12 protein-coding genes are annotated in these 17,124 nt (G+C 69.1%); 7 read left to right on the top strand and 5 right to left on the bottom strand.

The features are described 5' to 3' along the window. The first annotated feature begins 140 nt into the window (after nt 1-140). Nucleotides 141-1,082 carry an amidohydrolase family protein gene (locus ACFXHA_RS10405; protein WP_379355144.1) on the top strand — a complete coding sequence of 314 codons (942 nt, stop codon included), beginning with the start codon at nt 141-143 and terminating at the stop codon, nt 1,080-1,082. A gap of 75 nt (nt 1,083-1,157) precedes the next feature. Further along, nucleotides 1,158-1,541 (top strand): hypothetical protein, encoded by a 384-nt coding sequence (locus ACFXHA_RS10400; RefSeq protein WP_379355142.1) that lies wholly within the window; start codon nt 1,158-1,160, stop codon nt 1,539-1,541. Nucleotides 1,542-1,548: 7 nt separating this feature from the next. Here ACFXHA_RS10400 and ACFXHA_RS10395 read toward each other — a convergent pair whose 3' ends face one another. After that, nucleotides 1,549-3,090 carry a hypothetical protein gene (locus ACFXHA_RS10395; RefSeq protein ID WP_379355140.1) on the bottom strand — a complete coding sequence of 514 codons (1,542 nt, stop codon included), beginning with the start codon at nt 3,088-3,090 and terminating at the stop codon, nt 1,549-1,551. Nucleotides 3,091-3,378: 288 nt separating this feature from the next. Here ACFXHA_RS10395 and ACFXHA_RS10390 point away from each other — a divergent pair, with 288 nt between their 5' ends. Then, entirely contained in the window at nt 3,379-6,042 is a 2,664-nt protein-coding gene (locus ACFXHA_RS10390; RefSeq protein WP_379355138.1) for an AAA family ATPase, read from the top strand. A 12-nt stretch (nt 6,043-6,054) separates the two neighbouring features. On the opposite strand, the gene ACFXHA_RS10385 is transcribed toward ACFXHA_RS10390, so the two are convergent. After that, entirely contained in the window at nt 6,055-6,915 is an 861-nt protein-coding gene (locus ACFXHA_RS10385) for an enoyl-CoA hydratase-related protein (RefSeq protein ID WP_379355136.1), read from the bottom strand. Between the two features lie 64 nt (nt 6,916-6,979). Beyond that, on the bottom strand, nt 6,980-8,527 hold the full coding sequence (locus tag ACFXHA_RS10380; RefSeq protein ID WP_379355134.1) for a carboxylesterase/lipase family protein: 1,548 nt from the start codon (nt 8,525-8,527) through the stop codon (nt 6,980-6,982). Nucleotides 8,528-8,862: 335 nt separating this feature from the next. On the opposite strand from ACFXHA_RS10380, the gene ACFXHA_RS10375 reads away from it, so the two are divergent. Further along, nucleotides 8,863-9,894, top strand: coding sequence for a DUF1254 domain-containing protein (locus ACFXHA_RS10375; RefSeq protein WP_379355132.1), 1,032 nt, complete (start codon nt 8,863-8,865; stop codon nt 9,892-9,894). 138 nt (nt 9,895-10,032) lie between these two features. Here the strand turns inward: ACFXHA_RS10375 and ACFXHA_RS10370 are convergent, their stop codons facing one another. Next, nucleotides 10,033-10,506 (bottom strand): hypothetical protein, encoded by a 474-nt coding sequence (locus tag ACFXHA_RS10370; protein ID WP_379355130.1) that lies wholly within the window; start codon nt 10,504-10,506, stop codon nt 10,033-10,035. A 106-nt stretch (nt 10,507-10,612) separates the two neighbouring features. On the opposite strand from ACFXHA_RS10370, the gene ACFXHA_RS10365 reads away from it, so the two are divergent. Beyond that, nucleotides 10,613-11,308 carry a pentapeptide repeat-containing protein gene (locus ACFXHA_RS10365; protein WP_379355128.1) on the top strand — a complete coding sequence of 232 codons (696 nt, stop codon included), beginning with the start codon at nt 10,613-10,615 and terminating at the stop codon, nt 11,306-11,308. A gap of 6 nt (nt 11,309-11,314) precedes the next feature. On the opposite strand, the gene ACFXHA_RS10360 is transcribed toward ACFXHA_RS10365, so the two are convergent. After that, entirely contained in the window at nt 11,315-12,361 is a 1,047-nt protein-coding gene (locus tag ACFXHA_RS10360; protein ID WP_379355126.1) for an alpha/beta hydrolase, read from the bottom strand. Nucleotides 12,362-12,810: 449 nt separating this feature from the next. On the opposite strand from ACFXHA_RS10360, the gene ACFXHA_RS10355 reads away from it, so the two are divergent. Both ACFXHA_RS10355 and ACFXHA_RS10350 read left to right on the top strand, forming a co-directional pair. Beyond that, nucleotides 12,811-14,229, top strand: coding sequence for a hypothetical protein (locus ACFXHA_RS10355; RefSeq protein WP_379355124.1), 1,419 nt, complete (start codon nt 12,811-12,813; stop codon nt 14,227-14,229). Between the two features lie 95 nt (nt 14,230-14,324). Continuing rightward, complete coding sequence (locus ACFXHA_RS10350) at nt 14,325-17,012, top strand: AAA family ATPase (protein WP_379355122.1); 2,688 nt, start codon at nt 14,325-14,327, stop codon at nt 17,010-17,012. Nucleotides 17,013-17,124: the final 112 nt, after the last annotated feature.

The following is a 17,124-nucleotide window of genomic DNA, read 5'->3' as shown; positions in this document are numbered from 1 at the left end:
GCATCGGCAGCACCGAATTCGCGAGTGAAAGCACACCTTCTCACAGAGGGTGGGTGTCGCGTGGCAGTGGCGTCGAATGCCCCTTTGTTGTCGCAAAAGACCAGCTGTGAGCGTTGCCGGCGCGCACTACCGTCCGAAAGATGACTCGCATCGACATTCACGCGCATCTCTGGACCGAGGAGTACCTCGATCTGCTCGACAGCTACGGGCGTACCGATACCGCGGTGCAGCGCGGCATGGGGGCCGGTCGCACGGAGAAGGAACTGACCGCGCGGTTCGAGCTCAATGACTCGGCGGGCATTCAGCATCAGGTGCTGTCGGTGTCGCCGCAGAACCCGCATTTCGAGGACCCTGCCGCGGCGATCCATTCGGCGAAGGTCGCCAACGATCTGTACGCGGAGGTGGTGGCGGAATGGCCGGACCGGTTCTCGGCCTTCGCCGCGCTGCCGCTGCCGCATGTCGACGCGGCGCTCGAAGAACTCACGCGCGCACTGGATCAACTGGGCATGGCCGGTGCCACCGTCACCACCGACGTCCTCGGCCGCTCGCTGGCCGACCCGCTCTTCACGCCACTGTTCGAGGAGCTCGACCGCCGCGGCTCGGTCCTCTACATCCACCCCTCCGGCCATGACGCGGGCACCGGGCTGATCGGTGACCATCACATGCGCTGGATGGTCGGCGCACCGGTCGAGGACACCATCGCCGCAATGCAATTGATCCTCGCCGGGATCCCGAGCCGCTACCCGAATCTGAAGCTCATCGGCTCCCACCTCGGCGGCGCGCTGCCGATGATCCTGCAACGCGCCGACAACCAGTACCACTGGGAATCCCCGGACACCCCGGAGAAGCCCAGCGTCGCGGCCCGGCGCATGTGGTTCGACACCGTCGGCCACGGCCACCTCCCGGCCATCCGTGCCGCCGCGGAGTCCTTCGGCGCCGACCGCCTCCTGCTGGGCACCGACTTCCCTTACGAGAGCGGAGATCTGCTGCGCCGCGCTGTGACGTCGATCGAGGATGCGCTGCCCGCCGCCGAAGCCGCCGCGGTCCTCGACGCCAACGCGGCGGCCGTGCTGGGCAGATAGCCCAGCGGCCGCCGCCGGTTCGGGTGAGAATCGTGGAGTGGCGGTAGGAATCGGTGAGTGGGATGGGGAGGTGCGATGACGGCGGCACGGGAGATTCCCGATCCATGGGCCGAGCGTCGTGGCACCGCGTACTGGGTTCCGGCGCGCGGATTGAGCAACGGCCTCGACGCGCGGGCCTTCGCGGCCCTCGCCGATCTGGAGGAATCACACGTCTATCGAGTGCTTTTCGCGCTCTCGGACGCCGGGATCGCCGGGTATGTGATGCCGGTGCGGGTGACCGTGATCGAGGCCGGCGATCCGGACGTCGCCTGGCGGCTCTATGTCGACATTCCCCGGTACCGCGCGGCCGAGGATCTGCTGATGCAGTTGCTGCGCTACGGCCGCTCGCGGCGCTCACCCGCGCCGCCGCCGAGCCGTCGCCGGCGGCGGCGCGTGCCGCTGGTCCGCAAGACCAGCTGACCGGTCGCTACTTGTCGGCGATCTTGGCGCGGAAAGGGCCGCCGACGCTGTTGAACAGCAGGTCACCGTTCGGCAGTGCCTCGACGATCGCGTAGGCGCCGTTGCCGAGGTTGGATTGACCGAAGATGGTGCGGTGCACCGTTTCTCCGGTCTTCCAGTCCAGGCCGGTCACCTCCCAGCCGTCGGATTTGCTGTAGCCGTTGACGAACACCATGCCCGAGGTGGTGGAGACCGCCGGAACCATGGAGGTGGACACCACGTCGCCGCGCGCCCACACCGAATTCCATTGGTGGGCTTTCGGATCCCATTCGAAGCGCTGCATGCCGTGGGGCGGTGCGTCCACAGGTCCGTTGGCGAGCACATCGGTGAGGTGATCGGGGGCGCCGCCCGCGCCGATGTTCTGCACCACGAACGCGCCGTAGCCGTCGACCACCACCGACTGCTCGGACTGGATGAATTCCGGCTTCGGGTCCGGTAATCCGGCGGTCACCTGCGCCTGGTCGGCGATGCGGTTGGATTTCGTGCCCGGCTTCTGCTGGAAGCCCTCGGGAATCTTGTTGCGCCAGAACGCCACCAGCTTCATCTGATCGGAGCCGTCGGTGATCACGACGAGTTCGTCATTGTCCTTGCCGTAGCCCATCAGGGTCGGTGTCGAACCGGTGCCGGTGCCGAATTTCACCGTCGGCGGCTGGCGGCCGAAATCGTAGGGCGAGGACCAGGCGCCGTCGGCCTCGTCGGTGGACAGCCTGGTGCCCGTCCACACGATCTTGCGCATCACCCGGTCCGAGGCGACGTAGATGCCGTTCTTGTCGTCGATGGCCATGGAATTGGAGACCGTTTCGCCCGGGCCGAAATCGATGCGCTGCGGTGTGCCGCTGAGATCGCGGTTCAGGGCGATGATGCCGTGATTGGACACCACGATCAGAGTTCCGTCGTAGGTCATGTTCACGCCGACCACGCCCTCGGGGTGACCGAACTCCGTCGCGTTCTTGCTCAGGAACGGTTTCAGATCGACCTGCCCGGCGAGTTCGATGCCGTCCTCGGGCCGGTCCTTGTTCTTCAATCCGAAGACCAGCAGCTGTGCGTCCTGGGTCGTGTAATAGACCCGATTGTCCTTGTCGACCAGGCCGTAGACGCCGTTGATGAGGCGCGTCCAGTCGATGCCCCAATCGTCGCGCACGGCGGTCTGGATCTGGTCGGTGCTGGTGAAGTTCTGGTCCAGCACCGCATCCAGTTGCTGCTGGGAAAGAGCTTTGGAGCCCGGCGTATTCATGGCCGCCACCTCACGGAAGCCGCCGTTGGACACGTCGACATAGCGCACGCCCTGCGAGGACGAGATCCACCGGTACTGCGGCGACGTGGAGGCCAGGGTGATGATGTTGACCGGTCCGGTGGCCACCCTCGGCATCTGCTTGGGGTCCACCCGGAATGTGCCGCGCGGGACCGGATCGGTGAAACTGTCGCTCTGCGCGGAGTCGAGATGGGTCACCGCGTATTTGTCGGCGGCCAGATACGGGTTGCGCGCGGGACCTTGCCCGTCGCCGCTCACCGTCGTACTGCCGGCCGAACTTCTCGAATTCGATGAACTGTTACAGCTACTCAACACGCTCGCGGCTCCGATGGCGACCAGCGCCAGCGCGACGCACGATTTCGAATACCTCAGTTTCATTCCTCTCCTTTTCGCACCGGAGAATCGGTACTTCGTTGCGAAAATATCCAGCCGCGTGGGATGGGGGCATCGGTCGGCGAGTAGGCCATCCGGGCGTGCGGTATCGACGACCGGATCGACCCATGCGATGACCGATATCGCGTCCCGAACTGCGACTACGCTGACCGAATGGGCCGGGTACGGATGACGGCCGACACCGTCCCGTGCCGCCGTGACGAGCACGGCGACCGGATCTACGGGCGTGCCGGCGAATTCGAGGTGCTCGAAGGGGCACTCGACGTGGCGCGCGCGGGTCGGGGCTCGGCCCTGCTGCTGTGGGGTGAGCCCGGAATCGGCAAGACCACCCTGCTGCGCGAAACAGCAAGGAGCGCGGCCGATTTCCGGATCCTGTACGGTCGCGGCACGCGGCGTGAGACGGAGCTGCCGTATGCCATGCTGCCGCAGTTGCTGGCACCGGTCGCCGAGCGCGTCGATGCCCTGTCGCCGCCGCAGGCCGATGCGCTGCGGTGCGCGCTGGGTCTGAACACGTCCGGTGCGAACCGGTTCCTGGTCGGTGCCGGGCTGCTCACGCTGGTCTCGGAGCTGGCCGCGGACCAGCCGGTGCTGATCGTGATCGACGACATCCACTGGCTGGATCCGGCCATGACGGAATGTCTGGGGTTCCTCGCGCGGCGGCTGGGCGGGGATCCCATCGTGCTGCTCGGCGCCGCGAATCATGATGTCTCCGAGGGCCGTTGGGATTCGGCTCGCGTCGTGCGGCTGGCGGGTCTCGACCACGAGAGCGCGGTCCGGCTGGTGTATGACCGCGACCCGGGCATCGCGCGCGGGCTCGCCGACCGGATGGTGACCGCGACCGGCGGTCACCCACTGGCATTGCGAGAACTGCCGCTCGATTCGCTGGAATCTGCCCTGCTGGGCGACGGCCCGCTCCCGGTCGGCCCCCGCCTGCGCCGGGCCTTCGGAGCGCGCATCGACGCGCTCGCCCCGGACGTGCGCACGGTATTGCTGGTGCTCGCCGCACAGGACGGCGGCGATCCGGCGGTGGCGCGGACGGCCGTGACCGCCTTGGGTGTTCGCGAATCCGGTTGGGACGCCGCGCGAGACACCGGGCTGATCGCCGTCGTGAACGGGCGGGTCGAACTGCGGCATCCGCTGATCGGCGCGGTCGACTACGACGCCGCGTCCACCACCCAGCGGCGGGCGGCGCATCGCGCGCTGGCGGCCGCGTTCGAGCGGGCCGGGGATGCGGATCGCCGGGCCTGGCAGCTGGCCGCGCTCAGCGAATCGCCCAGTGAATCCGTGGCGGGGATGCTGCAGGAGGCCGCCGAACGGGCGGTCGCGCACGGCGCGCCGCTGTCGGCGGCACGGGCCTTGCTGCGCGCCGCGGACCTGTCGGTCACCGACACGGCGGCCGCGATCCGGCTGGCCCGCGCCGCCCGGTTGGCGTGGCAGGGCGGTGACGCGGTCCTGGCCCGAAGCTTGTGGGCGAAGGCGGAATCCCGGGGTTCACGGGAACTGGTGACGCGGGCGGGCGGAGGCATCCTGGGCCTGTCGGCGCTGTCGCAGGGCGACAACGCCTCGGCACGGGAACTGCTGTTGCGGGATGCGCAAATGGTCGACGCCGCGACCGCGACCGAACTGTGGCGACTCGCCGACCGTGCGGCCTGGGCGGTCGGCACGGGATTCGACGATCGACAGGCGGCCGCGTTGATGGATGTCTCCGGATTGGATCCGGTGGCACAGCCCTGGCGGATTCCACCGCCCACATTGGCAGTGGCACTGGGGCATTCGGAGGAGACGGACCGAATGCTGCGCGACACGGCGGCCGCGCTGCGGGTGCGCGGGGATGTGTGCTGGCTGGCCAATGTGCTCGCGCAACGGGCCACTCTGGAGGTCCTCACAGGCCGCTGGGACGAGGCCGCCGTCGATGCCGCCGAAGCCTTACGGCTGAGCGAATCGCAGGACACGCCCAATACCACCGCCCTGGCCGCGACGGTGCTGGGTTGGCTGGCGGCGGTACGCGGCGAAATCGCGGAGGCCGAATCCTGGTGTGCGACAGCCTTGGACGCGAGTCTGGGCCGTAATGCCCGTTCGCTGGTCGCGCCGGTCTACTGGGTACGCGCCCTCATCGCCCTGGGTGCGGGGGAGCCGGAGACCGCGTTGCGGGAACTGGCCGAGATCGCCGCGCCCGGCGGTCCGGCCGGGCACCCGGTCTTCGCCGCGCTGACGGCGCTGGACGCGGTGGAAGCAGCGGTGCGCGCGGGCCGAATCGACGACGCGCGAACACATTCGGCGATCTTGGAGTCCTGGGGAGACCGGACCGGGGCCGACTGGGCGGTCACCGCCGCATCGACCGCGCGGGCATTGCTGGCCGACGACGCCGACGCGGAGCCGCACTACCTCGAAGCCCTCGCGACCCCGACGCCGACCTGGCCCACCCGACGGGCCCGCACCGAACTGCTGTACGGCGAGTGGCTGCGCCGAGTCCGCCGCCGCGCCGAGGCACAGACCCAATTACGCTCGGCACTGCAGGTTTTCGAGCGTCTGGGCGCGACGCCGTGGGCGGAACGGGCACGCCGTGAACTCGAGCTGGCGGGCGACCGCTCCGTGACCACCCCAGAGGTCCGCGCGAATCCCCTGACGCCGCAAGAACTCCGGATCGCGCGCCTGGCCGCCACCGGCCTCACCAACCGCGAAATCGGTGCGCAACTGTTCATCAGCCCGCGCACCGTCGGCCATCACCTGTCCCGCGTCTTCGTCAAACTCGGCCTGGCCGACCGCACCGACCTGGCCGCCATCGACTTCGACGGCGGCATGCGATTGACCCGCTGACCGCCGCGCCTATCAGGGCTCGAGCCAGTCGGAGAGCTGGGGGAGGTCGGTGCGGGGGATGCCGGTAAAACGGGGTGGGCGTTTCTCGAGGAACGAGGCGATGCCTTCGATCAGGTCGGGGGTGTCGGAGGCGGCGTAGGGGATGGTCTTCTTGTCCAGGGCGAAGGCCTGTTCGGGGGAGCCGTGGGCTGCCATGGCGACCAGGGAGCGGCGGATGACAGCGGCGGAAGTGGGGGCGATGTGGGTGGCCAGTTCTCGGGCCAGGGCATAGGCGGCGGGGAGGAGCTCGGCGGGGGCGTGGGTGCTGGTGAGGAGGCCCGCGGCGAGCGCTTCGGGGGCATCGAAGAGGCGGCCGGTGAGCATCCATTCCTTGGCCTTGGCCAGGCCGACCAGCTGGGGGAGGAACCAGGTGGAGCCGGCCTCGGGGAACAGGCCGCGCCGGGCGAACACGAAGCCGAAACGGGCAGTGTCGCTGGCCAATCGGAAGTCCGCGGGCAGGGTCATGGAGAGGCCGACACCGACCGCGGGTCCTTGGAAGGCCACGATGACCGGCTTGTTGAGATTGGTCATCGGGCGAGCCACCCGAGTGGCCGGTTCGTCCCAGTCCGGATCGGTCATGTCCCCGAGCGAGGGCTCGGCGAAATCCATTCCGACGCAGAAGTAGTCACCGGCCGCGGTGAACACCACCACCCGCACACCATCGTCGAGGTCGGCGGCGGTCAGGGCCGCACCCAGCTCATCGGCCATCCGCAGCGTGAACCCGTTGCGGGCAGCAGGCCGATTCAGCGTGATGGTCGCGATCGCGTCCTCGACCACGTAGGTGATGGTCGAAAACGACGCCCCACCGGACTGACTCACTGCGTCGGCCTCCATGCCGCACCAACTTCCCTGACTCGAGACATCGGAAGTTGAAGCCTCTCAATGCATCAGGTTCGGGTCAACCCTTGCCGTCGAGACCTGCCCAGAATGCGCAACGGTGGTCGGCATCGAAGGCGGATATCGGTTCCGGTCCGGTCGCATCGGGCTTGAAAGACGTCAGTTGCGGGTTGTCGCCGGTCATGGGGGTGAGAACCGAGCCCGTGGCCGGGTCGGGATGGCCTGCGGTGGCGACGAATTCGCTCCATTGGCGCACCATCAGGTCGCTGAGGGCGTGCTGGGCCGGGGTCATCATGAGGCGGGCCGCCTCGAAGATCGGTGAGCCGCTCCACAAGTAGGGCAGTTCACTGGCGTGGAAGGCGCCCAGGGGGAAGGTGCTGGGGGGTGCCGGGGGATGGGGGTCGGCGAACTCGTAGGCGTAGGTCGGGGCGGTGCCGGACAGGGCCGTGGATTCCGCGCCGATGTGGCAGATGAAGAAATCACTGGTGGCGCGGGCGAAAGCCTCGACCGGCTGGGCGAAGTCGGTGAGTGGGTATTGCGCGACGACATCGGGGATCCGGTTCGCGGGCACCGGCCAGAACGTGGTGAGGCCGAGATCGGTGGCGAGGGCCGATGGATAGTCGGCGGCAGTCAGCGTCTGTTGCCCGATACCGCCGTAGCGTGACCAGGTCTGGATCGCCCATTCGTCGTGGTTGTCGCCATTGAGGATCGGAACGGTGTGCAGGGCACCGCGATTCATGGCGTCGTAGCCGCTGGTCGGCAGGAACGGTGTGCCGGTGGTGCCGTAGTTGGCGTCCGGTGCGTCGTGCAGGATGGCCGAGACCGGCAGCGCGCGTAGACATCCGGCCATGGTGGCTGGGTCAGGACAGCCCAGGTGGGCCGCCGTCGCCGAACCGGTCGACTCGGCCTGCGACTTGTCCGGGGCGGACAGGCACGGACCGCTCTCGGTGATCGCGGCCTGGAACAAGCCCGCCGAGCTCGGTGCGGCCAACTGCTGGCAGATCGAGATGCCACCGGCCGATTCGCCCGCCACCGTCACCCGGCCGGGGTCGCCGCCGAAGGCCGCGATATTGCGTTGCACCCAGCGCAGCGCCGCCTGCTGATCCTGCAGACCGTAATTGCCGACATCGCCGTCCGCGGTCTCGAAGGGGGGCACGGCGAGGGTGCCCAGGGCGCCGAGCCGGTAGTTGATGGTCACCACGATGATCGGCGTCCCCGATTGCGTCATGAATTGCTGTGCGCCGTAGTCGGATCCGGCACCCGAAGTGAACGACCCGCCGTGAATCCACACCATCACCGGGAGATTCGTCGCCGCGGTCGAGGGCGTCCAGACGTTCAGGTAGAGGCAGTCCTCGCTCTGCGCCGGTCCATGTGGATTCGGGGCACCGCCGCTGCCCTGCGGGCACTGCGGCCCCGGCGCGGTCGCGTCGCGTACCTGCTGCCACGGTGCGGGTGGTTGCGGCGCCTGCCAACGCAGATCGCCCACCGGCGGCGCGGCATACGGGATGCCCGCGAATTCTCGATAGCCCGGCAGGATTTCGCCGCGGACCGGGCCCGAATCGAGCGACACCACATCGGGAGGGTCAGCCGACACCGCCGCCGCTGTCATCACACTCACCACAGCACACAGCGTCGAAACGACCGCCAGCCGGATCATCCGTACAGAGCGCCGTCGTAGGCGATGGTGTCGCGCGATCATCCGTTGGTCTCCTCTGGCCGTCGTTCGTGATGCTGTGTGGTCTCTAAAGATTCGCTGGCGAAACGATTAAGCCTTGTGTCGCAAGATGTCCCCAGTTCGGTAGGTTCGCTGAAAAGTCGCTGAAACTGCCTAGGGAAGAGGATGACGATGCTACCGATCGGTCCCGGAGAGGCGCTGCGGCGCACCGTTCGACGGAGTTTCGCATTGGCGGCCGGGGTGGCCTCCGTGTCATTGCTGGTCACTGCATGCGGCAGCTCCGGCGACAGCAGTTCGACCGCCACGAAGACGCCGGGCCCACCACCACCGAGACCGCCTACCCGCTGCATCAGCCGATCACCGTCACCGCGGACAACTTCGTGCGGGCCGAGACCGATCGCGAGTTCGCCGCCGTGGTCCAGAAGGGCGGATTCGGTGCGTTCGAACACAATCGGGGCTTCCTGCCCATCGACGGGCAGACGGTGATCCGGACGAACCGGGACACGCTGTATTCCGGTGCGATTGTCGATCTCGACGCCGGACCGGTGACCGTCACACTGCCCGACGCCGGGAAGCGGTTCATGTCGATGCAGGTGATCAGCGAGGACGAATACACCCCCGAGGTCGTGTACACCTCCGGCGCGCACACCTTCGACCGCGCCAAGATCGGCACTCGCTATGTCGCGCTGGCGCTGCGCATCCTCGTCGATCCGAACAACCCGGCGGATCTGGACACCGTGCACAAACTGCAGGACGCGGTGACGGTGGAGCAATCGGCCAAGGGCACCTTCGAGATTCCGCAGTGGGACACCGCCAGTCAGGACACCGTCCGCAACGCGCTGCTGACCCTGGCCGCCACCCTGCCCGACACCAACGGCGCGTTCGGTGCCAAGGGGGAGGTCGACGAGGTGCGGCATCTGATCGGTGCGGCCTCGGCGTGGGGTGGCAATCCCGAGAAGGACGCCATCTACCTCAACGTCACCCCGCCGCAGAACGACGGCACCGTCGACTACCGCCTGCAGGTGAAAGACGTTCCGGTGGACGGGTTCTGGTCCATCAGCCTCTACAACGCGCAGGGCTACTTCCAGGCCAATCCGTTCAACGCCTACTCGGTCAACAACCAGACCGCCAAGACCAACCCCGATGGGTCGGTGGACATTCGCTTCGGCGGCTGTGACGGGACGATCCCGAACTGCCTGCCGATCATGCCGGGCTGGAATTACATGGTGCGCCTCTACCGTCCGCACCAGAACGTCATCGACGGCACCTGGACGTTCCCTCAGGCCGAACCGATCCGCTGACGCCGCCGTGAGCACCGGCCGGGGGGGGGGGGGGGGCCACCCCGCCCGTCCCGTGCGCACGGGAGGCCCCGGCCCGAATCGCGGGTTCGGCAGCGTGCGTGGGGTCGACGCCGCCGGCGGCTGCCGTTTCGGGCAGCTCTATCCACTGGCGGTGGCCCCGATGATGGTGCCGCCGGTGCCGCCGATCAGCCCGCCCAGCGTCGCGCCGATGGCCGCGCCGATCGGTGCACCGACGATGCAGCCGACCAGGATGAACGGCAGGCCGATCGCGCAGCCGATCGCACCGCCGACCAGCGCGCCGCTGGCCGCGCCCGCACCGCCGCCCGCCGAGCCGGTGCCGTAGGTCTGCAGCAGACCGCCGATGTCGGCGGCCTGCGGTACGGGCGCGGGCGGCGGAGCCGGCGTGGAGGTCGACGGCTGATCCACCACGATCGGGGCGGGGTCGTCGGCGACCGGGGCCGCCTCCGCGGGTACGGCCAGAAATGTCGCGGGTATCGTCGCCAGGGCCGCCGTCAGGCTGGTGACAATTGTCTTCTTGGACATACGCATAGGCTTCTCCTTCAGATCGTTGCCGATTTCCGGGGTCGCCCCGGCCCCGAGTCCCTCACCCACCTCCGATGACGCTAGAAGCCGAGGCTCGGAGGCGAATAGGTCGGCGAATCCGTCGCCGGTGTTACGGCCGATGCCGAATCCGCACGGGATGGTTACCGTCGCTGCGGTGTTCAAATTCTGGGTCGACCGCGACAAACAACTGGCCGAACGATTCAGCGCGGCGATCGACCATCTCGGCAATGGCAATGTGCTCGTGCGCGCCGGGGCGATACGCGAACTGGACCGGGTCATGCACGGCTCGATTCGAGAGCGGAATCGTGTCCTGCAGACCTATGCCGACTTCCTGCGAATCCGTACCTCCGAGGGCATCGCACCCGACGAATTCGATTGTCTGCCCGCCGATGTGGCCGCCGTGCTCACCGCGCTACGGTCCCGGCCCCGGGTCATGCCCAAACGGGAGGATCCGATGGACCTCACCGGGATTCGCCTGCGCGGCCCGGTGCTGACCGGCATTCGGCTGCGCGGCGTCCGCCTGGCCCATGCCGAACTGGTCGACGCCGATCTGCGCGACGCCGACCTCACCGGTGCGGATCTGCAGTCGGCCCGGCTGATCCGCGCCGATCTGCGCGGTGCGAACCTGACCGGGGCACTGCTCGGCGCGGCCGACCTGATCGGCTCGAATCTGTCTCACTGCGACCTCACGGGCGCGACCCTGGTGCACGCCAATCTGTTCGGCGCGAACCTGATCGGTGCGGTACTGACCGATGCCGATCTGCGCGGGGTCCGGCTCGGGCAGACGCGCGGGTTGTCCGCGCCGTCCGAAGCGCCCGCATCGCCCGAGCCGCTCGCCGCCGAGGACTGATCCCGCTCACGCCGGCAGACCCAGGCCCGCGGCCAGCACCGGCCACGAATTCTTCAGGGCGTCCTGCCAATAGCCCCAGGAATGCGTGCCGGTGGGCTGGAAGTCGAAGGTGGCCGGGATGCCCAACTGGGTGAGCCGGTCGGCGAGATTGTGGGTACACCAATTGACCGCCGCCTCGATACCGCCGCCCAGCACGATCTGGTTGGCGATACTGCCCGCGTCGGGCGCGCCGGGATAGTCATACTGCCCGGGTACACCGGTACCGCTGGAGAGGAACAGGTTCATGCCCCGCAGTTGGTCGGCGTGCACGTACGGGTCGTTGTCGGCCCACATCGGATCGCCCTGCGGGCCATACATGTTCACGGTGTTGCCGCCGCCCCACGCCTCCACCGCCAGGTTCACGAAGGTGTACCCGACCGGGTCGCTGATCTGCGCGCACCCGCTGTAGGCGGCCACCGAGCGGAACAGTCCGGGCTTGGCGATGGCCAGCTGCAGCACCGAGGTGCCCGAGGTCGACAGGCCCGCAATGGCATTCGCGCCGTCGGTGCCCAGCCCCGCGTCGATGAGCGGGGGGAGCTCCTCGGTGAAGAACGTCTTCCACTTGTTGACGCCGAGCACGGGATCCGGTGCGCGCCAATCGGTGTAGTAGCTGAACTTGCCGCCGATCGGCAGGATCACATTGACGTCCTTGTCGGACATGAACTTCAGGACGTCGGTCTGCTGGGTCCACGACAGCTGATCCTCGCCACCGCCGCCCCCGTTGAGCAGATACAGGGCCGGGTGCGGGGCCGAGGTGTCGGCGGGGCGCTGCACGTCGACCTCGATGTTCTTCTGCATGGCGGCCGAGAACACCTCCAGGCGCAGGTTTCGCGGGCCGGTGACGGTGACGCCGGTGACGGTGGACCCGTCGTCGGAGGTCGCGGTGGACAGCAGTTGCGACCCCGCGATCACGGGGTCGGGGGTGTCGGCGACGGCGGCACCTGGCCAGCACGCGCAGGCCGCGAGCGCGGCCGTCACCGAACACGTCAGGGCAATGAGCGATTTTCCGGGCATGGCGTTTCCCTTTCGTTCCGTGGCTGAGGGAACCGTAGGGAAATAGACGCCGCGGCATATAGGTCGTTGAATCCGTTGCCATTTCCGGTTGCGGACGACCGATGCGGCGACGGATACGCGATGCCGCGACCGTTCCATAACGTCGCTTCCGGTCGATCCATTCGGATCACCCGCCGCAAGGCGTTACTTCTCGGAAAGGAAGTAATTCAGTGAGCGGATTCCCCTCTTTTCTCAATCCTTTCAGCCTCTTCGGCAGCGGAGGCTCGAGCGGCTCCAGCGGCTCGGCCACGCCGGGGATCTTCCTGCATTTCCCGGGTAGCGCGTAATCACTCGATACGCGGAGATCGACCACAACTGAATTGACAACCCATCAACCCATTCGCCCGTGGGTGGCTCCGGCGGTTCGGATTTCATCCGGCCGCCGGAGCTCTCTCCGAAGGGATTCGGCAGTGAACGAACCGACGATTGTGACCACCTGCGCTGAACTGATGTCCGCCCTCGCGGCGGGGGAGACCGATATTCGAATCGCCGGAACCGTGCGGACCATCGGCGCGGTGACGCTGCCGCCCGGTGTGCACTTGCGCGGCGGCGCGCTCGAGGGCGGCGGGCTGCGCCTGACCCGCGACAACACCGTCACCGACCTTCTCGTCACGGCCCCCGAGACCGGCATCGCGATCAGCAACGACTGTGCCGAATCCGATCTGGGCACCCTCACCCTCCGCGCGGTGCGCACCCGCGGCCGGGTGCTGCTGCGCGCCGACGGCATGGTGCGCACCGGAGACATCGAGATCGACGGATTACACGTCGAAGCCGCGAATCTCGGTGGCCGCGCGGGACATCCGGCGGGCAGCGCCGGCGGTGCCCGGCAGGGCGCGATCACCGTCGTCAACCGGCAACTCGATCCCGGTACGGCGTTGAGCGCGCGACTGCGCGGCCTGCGCGTCGGCTCGAGCCGGACACCGGTGCAGGGCTGCGGGATCGTCGTCGGCGGCCGCCACGACGGCGACGGCGGCAAACTGTGGGTCCACGAACTCTCGATCGACGAAGTACACATCGGCGGCGACACCTCCGCGACGCGCGGCTGGCTGGTCCAGGCGGCCGTGCTCGTACAACCCGGCGGGTACGTCGGCGATCTCGTCGTCGGCGGGCCGCTGGCCTGCTACGGCCCCCGGCAGATCGCGCTGTACAACCGCGGATCGATCACCAGATGCCTTGCCCTGCAATCGATCACCGCCTCCGGGGTGGGCGGCATCGGGGTGCGCAGCCTGGGCCGCATCGGCATGCTCGCGGTCCTCGGGCCGCTGGTCACCTACGGCCGCGACGGGCACGGCGTCGATCTGCGCGGGGGCGGCGTCGGCACGGCCGCCTTCCGCAGCGTGACCACCTACGGCGCGGGTGCGATCGGAGTATCGGTGGCGAACACCGTGTGCCGCTTACGTATTGCCGAGGATGTCCGCACCTACGGTGATCTCGCGTGCGAAGCCGGGGTGGCCGCCGCCGGACTGAGCATCCGGCGGGCCGGCCGGGTCTCCACCCTCGACGTCGTGGGGAGCATCGAGAGCCACGGTGCGGGCAGTCCCGCGCTGGAGGTCGGGGGCGTGCTGGGTGCGACCCGGGTCGCCCGCGGGGTGGCCGCGCACGGCGTGGACGCGGACGCGGTGCGGGTGCACGGGGTGCGGGTGCTCGACCTCGAGGATGTGGTGATCAGCTCGACCGGCGGTCAGGCGCTGCGGCTGATCCCGATCCCGCGCCGCCCCCCCGTGCGTGCCGCGACCCCATCGAATCGCCGGCTGATCGCTCGGTGCGGCGCGGCCGCGACGGACTGGTCATGTCACACACCAGCGGGTATGCCGACCGATTGCCCATAAGTCGACATATGACCTATGTGATAGCCGATGCGGTTCGGAATGAAGACATCGACAGTGGTAGAGAACTATGTAGCGATAGATATGGAGGTCTGGCAGTGAGATTGCCGGACAATTACGAGCGCGGTGTCGATTCCGCCGAGTGTCATGGCCGCGATCCCGAACTGGGCATGCTGGGCGGGCTGCTCGACGGCGCCCGGGTGGGCCGGGGCGCGGCTCTGGTGCTGCACGGCCCACCCGGCATCGGCAAGACCACGCTGCTGCGCGAAGCAGCCCGGCGCGCACCCGATTTCCGGGTCCTGACCTGCCACGGTGTGCCGGCCGAAGCGGCGCTGCCGTACTCGGCGCTGCACGAACTGCTCTGGCCACTGGCCGATCGCCTACCGGGTTTGCCCGCCACGGCCGCCGACGCCCTGCGCGGACTGCTGCGCCTGGGCCCGCCCAACGGTGACCGGCTGGCCGTATCCACGGCCGTGCTGGTCCTGCTCACCCGGGTGGCGGCCGAACAACCGCTCTTGCTGCTGGTCGATGACGCCGACCGCCTCGATCCCGGCTCGGCCGCCTGCCTGGCCGCGGTGGCGAGACGGGCCGGCGAGACCGGACTGGTGCTGTTGTTCGGCACCCGCGCCGACCCCGTCGAATGCGGATTCGACGCACTGCCGCAGCGCCGGCTCGGTGAACTCGGCGAGCACGAGGCCCGCGAGCTCGTCGCGGCGCATCATCCCGGCCGCACCCTCACCGAACGGCAGCGGCTGCTGCGCCTGGCCGAGGGAAATCCGCTGGCCCTCACCGAAACTCTCGCCGCGGACGCGTTGGCCGCGACCGGCCCCTTCGCCGGTACCGGGTGGTGGGCCGACCCGTACCCGGTCGGCCCGCAGGTTCGGGCCGCGTACGCCGATGTCCTGGAAGGACTTTCGGAGCAGGCGCGAACGGTCACGCTGCTCGTCGCCGCCGCCGGGAACGGCGAGGTATCCGCAGTGCACGCCGCCGCGACCGCTTCCGGAGTGGCCGAGGTGGGCTGGCTCGAGGCGCTGGAATCCGCGACGGTAGTGGTCGCCGACGGTCGAATACATCTGTGCCACGAACTGATCCGCTCGGTGATCTACCACGGCACGCCACCCGCGCAGCGCCGGGCGGCGCATCGGGCCCTGGCAGATTCGACAGCGCCCGGTGAACTGGCGCAATGGCATCGCCAGCTGGCGGCCGCGGCGGCCGGGCCCGACGAAGTCTTGGCCGCCGAACTGTCCAGCGCCGCAGCCGATCTCGGTCGCGACGACCAGCGTCTGGCCGCGGCCGATCTGCTGTATCGGGCGGCGCTGCTGTCTCCGGACTCGACGGCCGCCGCCACCCGGCTCGCCCGTTCCGCGCGGGCGGCCTTCGCGGGCGGCGATATCGCCGCGGCCCGGGAACTGTTCGCGCGGGCCGAACGCGGCGGTGGCCGTGAACTGGCCGCACGCGAGAGCGACGGCCTGGCCGGACTGCTCGCGCTGGGCAGTGGCGACCTCGAGGGCGCGCACCGGGATGTGGACCGCGATCTGGCGCTGGTCGACGCCGATGCGAAGGACGAACTGTGCTTCACCGCGGATCGGGCGGCGTGGATCTCCGGTCGCAAGTGGGATCTCGGCGCGGCCTTCGAGAACGAAGCGGCCATCGAGAACGGTGCGGCGGAGCCGTGGCGGTTGCCGCCGGGCGTGCTGGCCGTCGCCTCGGGCCGCGCCGGTGCGGCCCTCGACTGCTACCGTGCGGCCGGGCGGGCGGCTCGTGAGCGTGACGAATCCTCCTGGCAGGCGCTGATGCTCGCGCAATCGGCGCGGGTACGGCTGTCGATGGGGCACTGGGCCGACGCGGTGGCCGACGCCGGTGCCGCGCTCGACCTCGCCGAGTTGAACGGATTCACCAATTCCGCTGTGCAGAGCCTGAATACGCTCGCCATGCATGCCGCTCTCACCGGGGATCGGGAGATGACCGAGCGGTTGTGTGAACGGTCGCTGGCGCTTTCGCGTCCGCTGCGGTTGCCGGTTTTGACCGCCGCGGCCTGGCTGGCGCTGGGCACCGCCGCACTCGGCGCGGGTGAGCCCGAACTGGCGCTGGCTCGCCTCTCACCGCTCATCGACCCCGAGCATGAAGCCTGCCATCCGACCCTCGCCGCCCTCGCCGCCCTGGACGCGATCGAGGTGGCCGTTCGTCTCGGCCGCCCGGCCCCCGCCCGGGAATTCCTGACGGCACTGCGGGATTGGGCCGCCGACACCGAGGCTGCGTGGGCCGTCGCGGCCCTCGCGTGCGGGCGCGCCCTGCTCGACGGTGACGCGAGCGCCGAACGTCACTTCCGGGCGGCGCTGGTCGCCTCCGAGGAGTGCGGATTGCCCTTCCGGCACGCCAGAATCCAACTGCTGTACGGGGAGTGGCTGCGGCGCACCCGCCGCCGCAGTGTCGCCCGCGAGCAACTCGAGGCCGCCGCGACGACCTTCGAGCGCCTCGGCGCGCGCCCCTGGGCGCAACGGGCCCGGCAGGAATCCGATCTCGTCGACGCCCGCTCCTGCCTGCGCGTCGGCGACGAGCAGGACGAACTGCTGACCCCGCAGGAGGCGCGGGTGGCACGGCTCGCGGCGACCGGCGACACCAATCGCGAGATCGCCGCCCGGCTGTCCATCAGCCACCGCACCGTCGGGCACCACCTGTCGCGGGTGTTCGCGAAACTCGGCGTGCACTGCCGTGAGGAACTGGTCCGCTCACCTCATCTGCGCGCCGAAACCCGTACTCCCACCGCGGTAACCATCCACACCTGACCTCGGCGATCGGCGAAACCATCGCCCGCCCTGCGAGGTTGGCTCCCGCCCGTCCTCGTCGGGGCGGGGGCCGGCCGCCTCCACACCGTCATCGTGCCCCGGCGAGCGGATG

This window comes from Nocardia sp. NPDC059240 (assembly GCF_042753865.1).
In the GTDB taxonomy this organism is placed as follows: Bacteria; Actinomycetota; Actinomycetes; order Mycobacteriales; family Mycobacteriaceae; genus Nocardia.
Note: the sequence above shows the minus strand (reverse complement) of the source record. Positions and strands in the feature narration are given on the sequence as shown.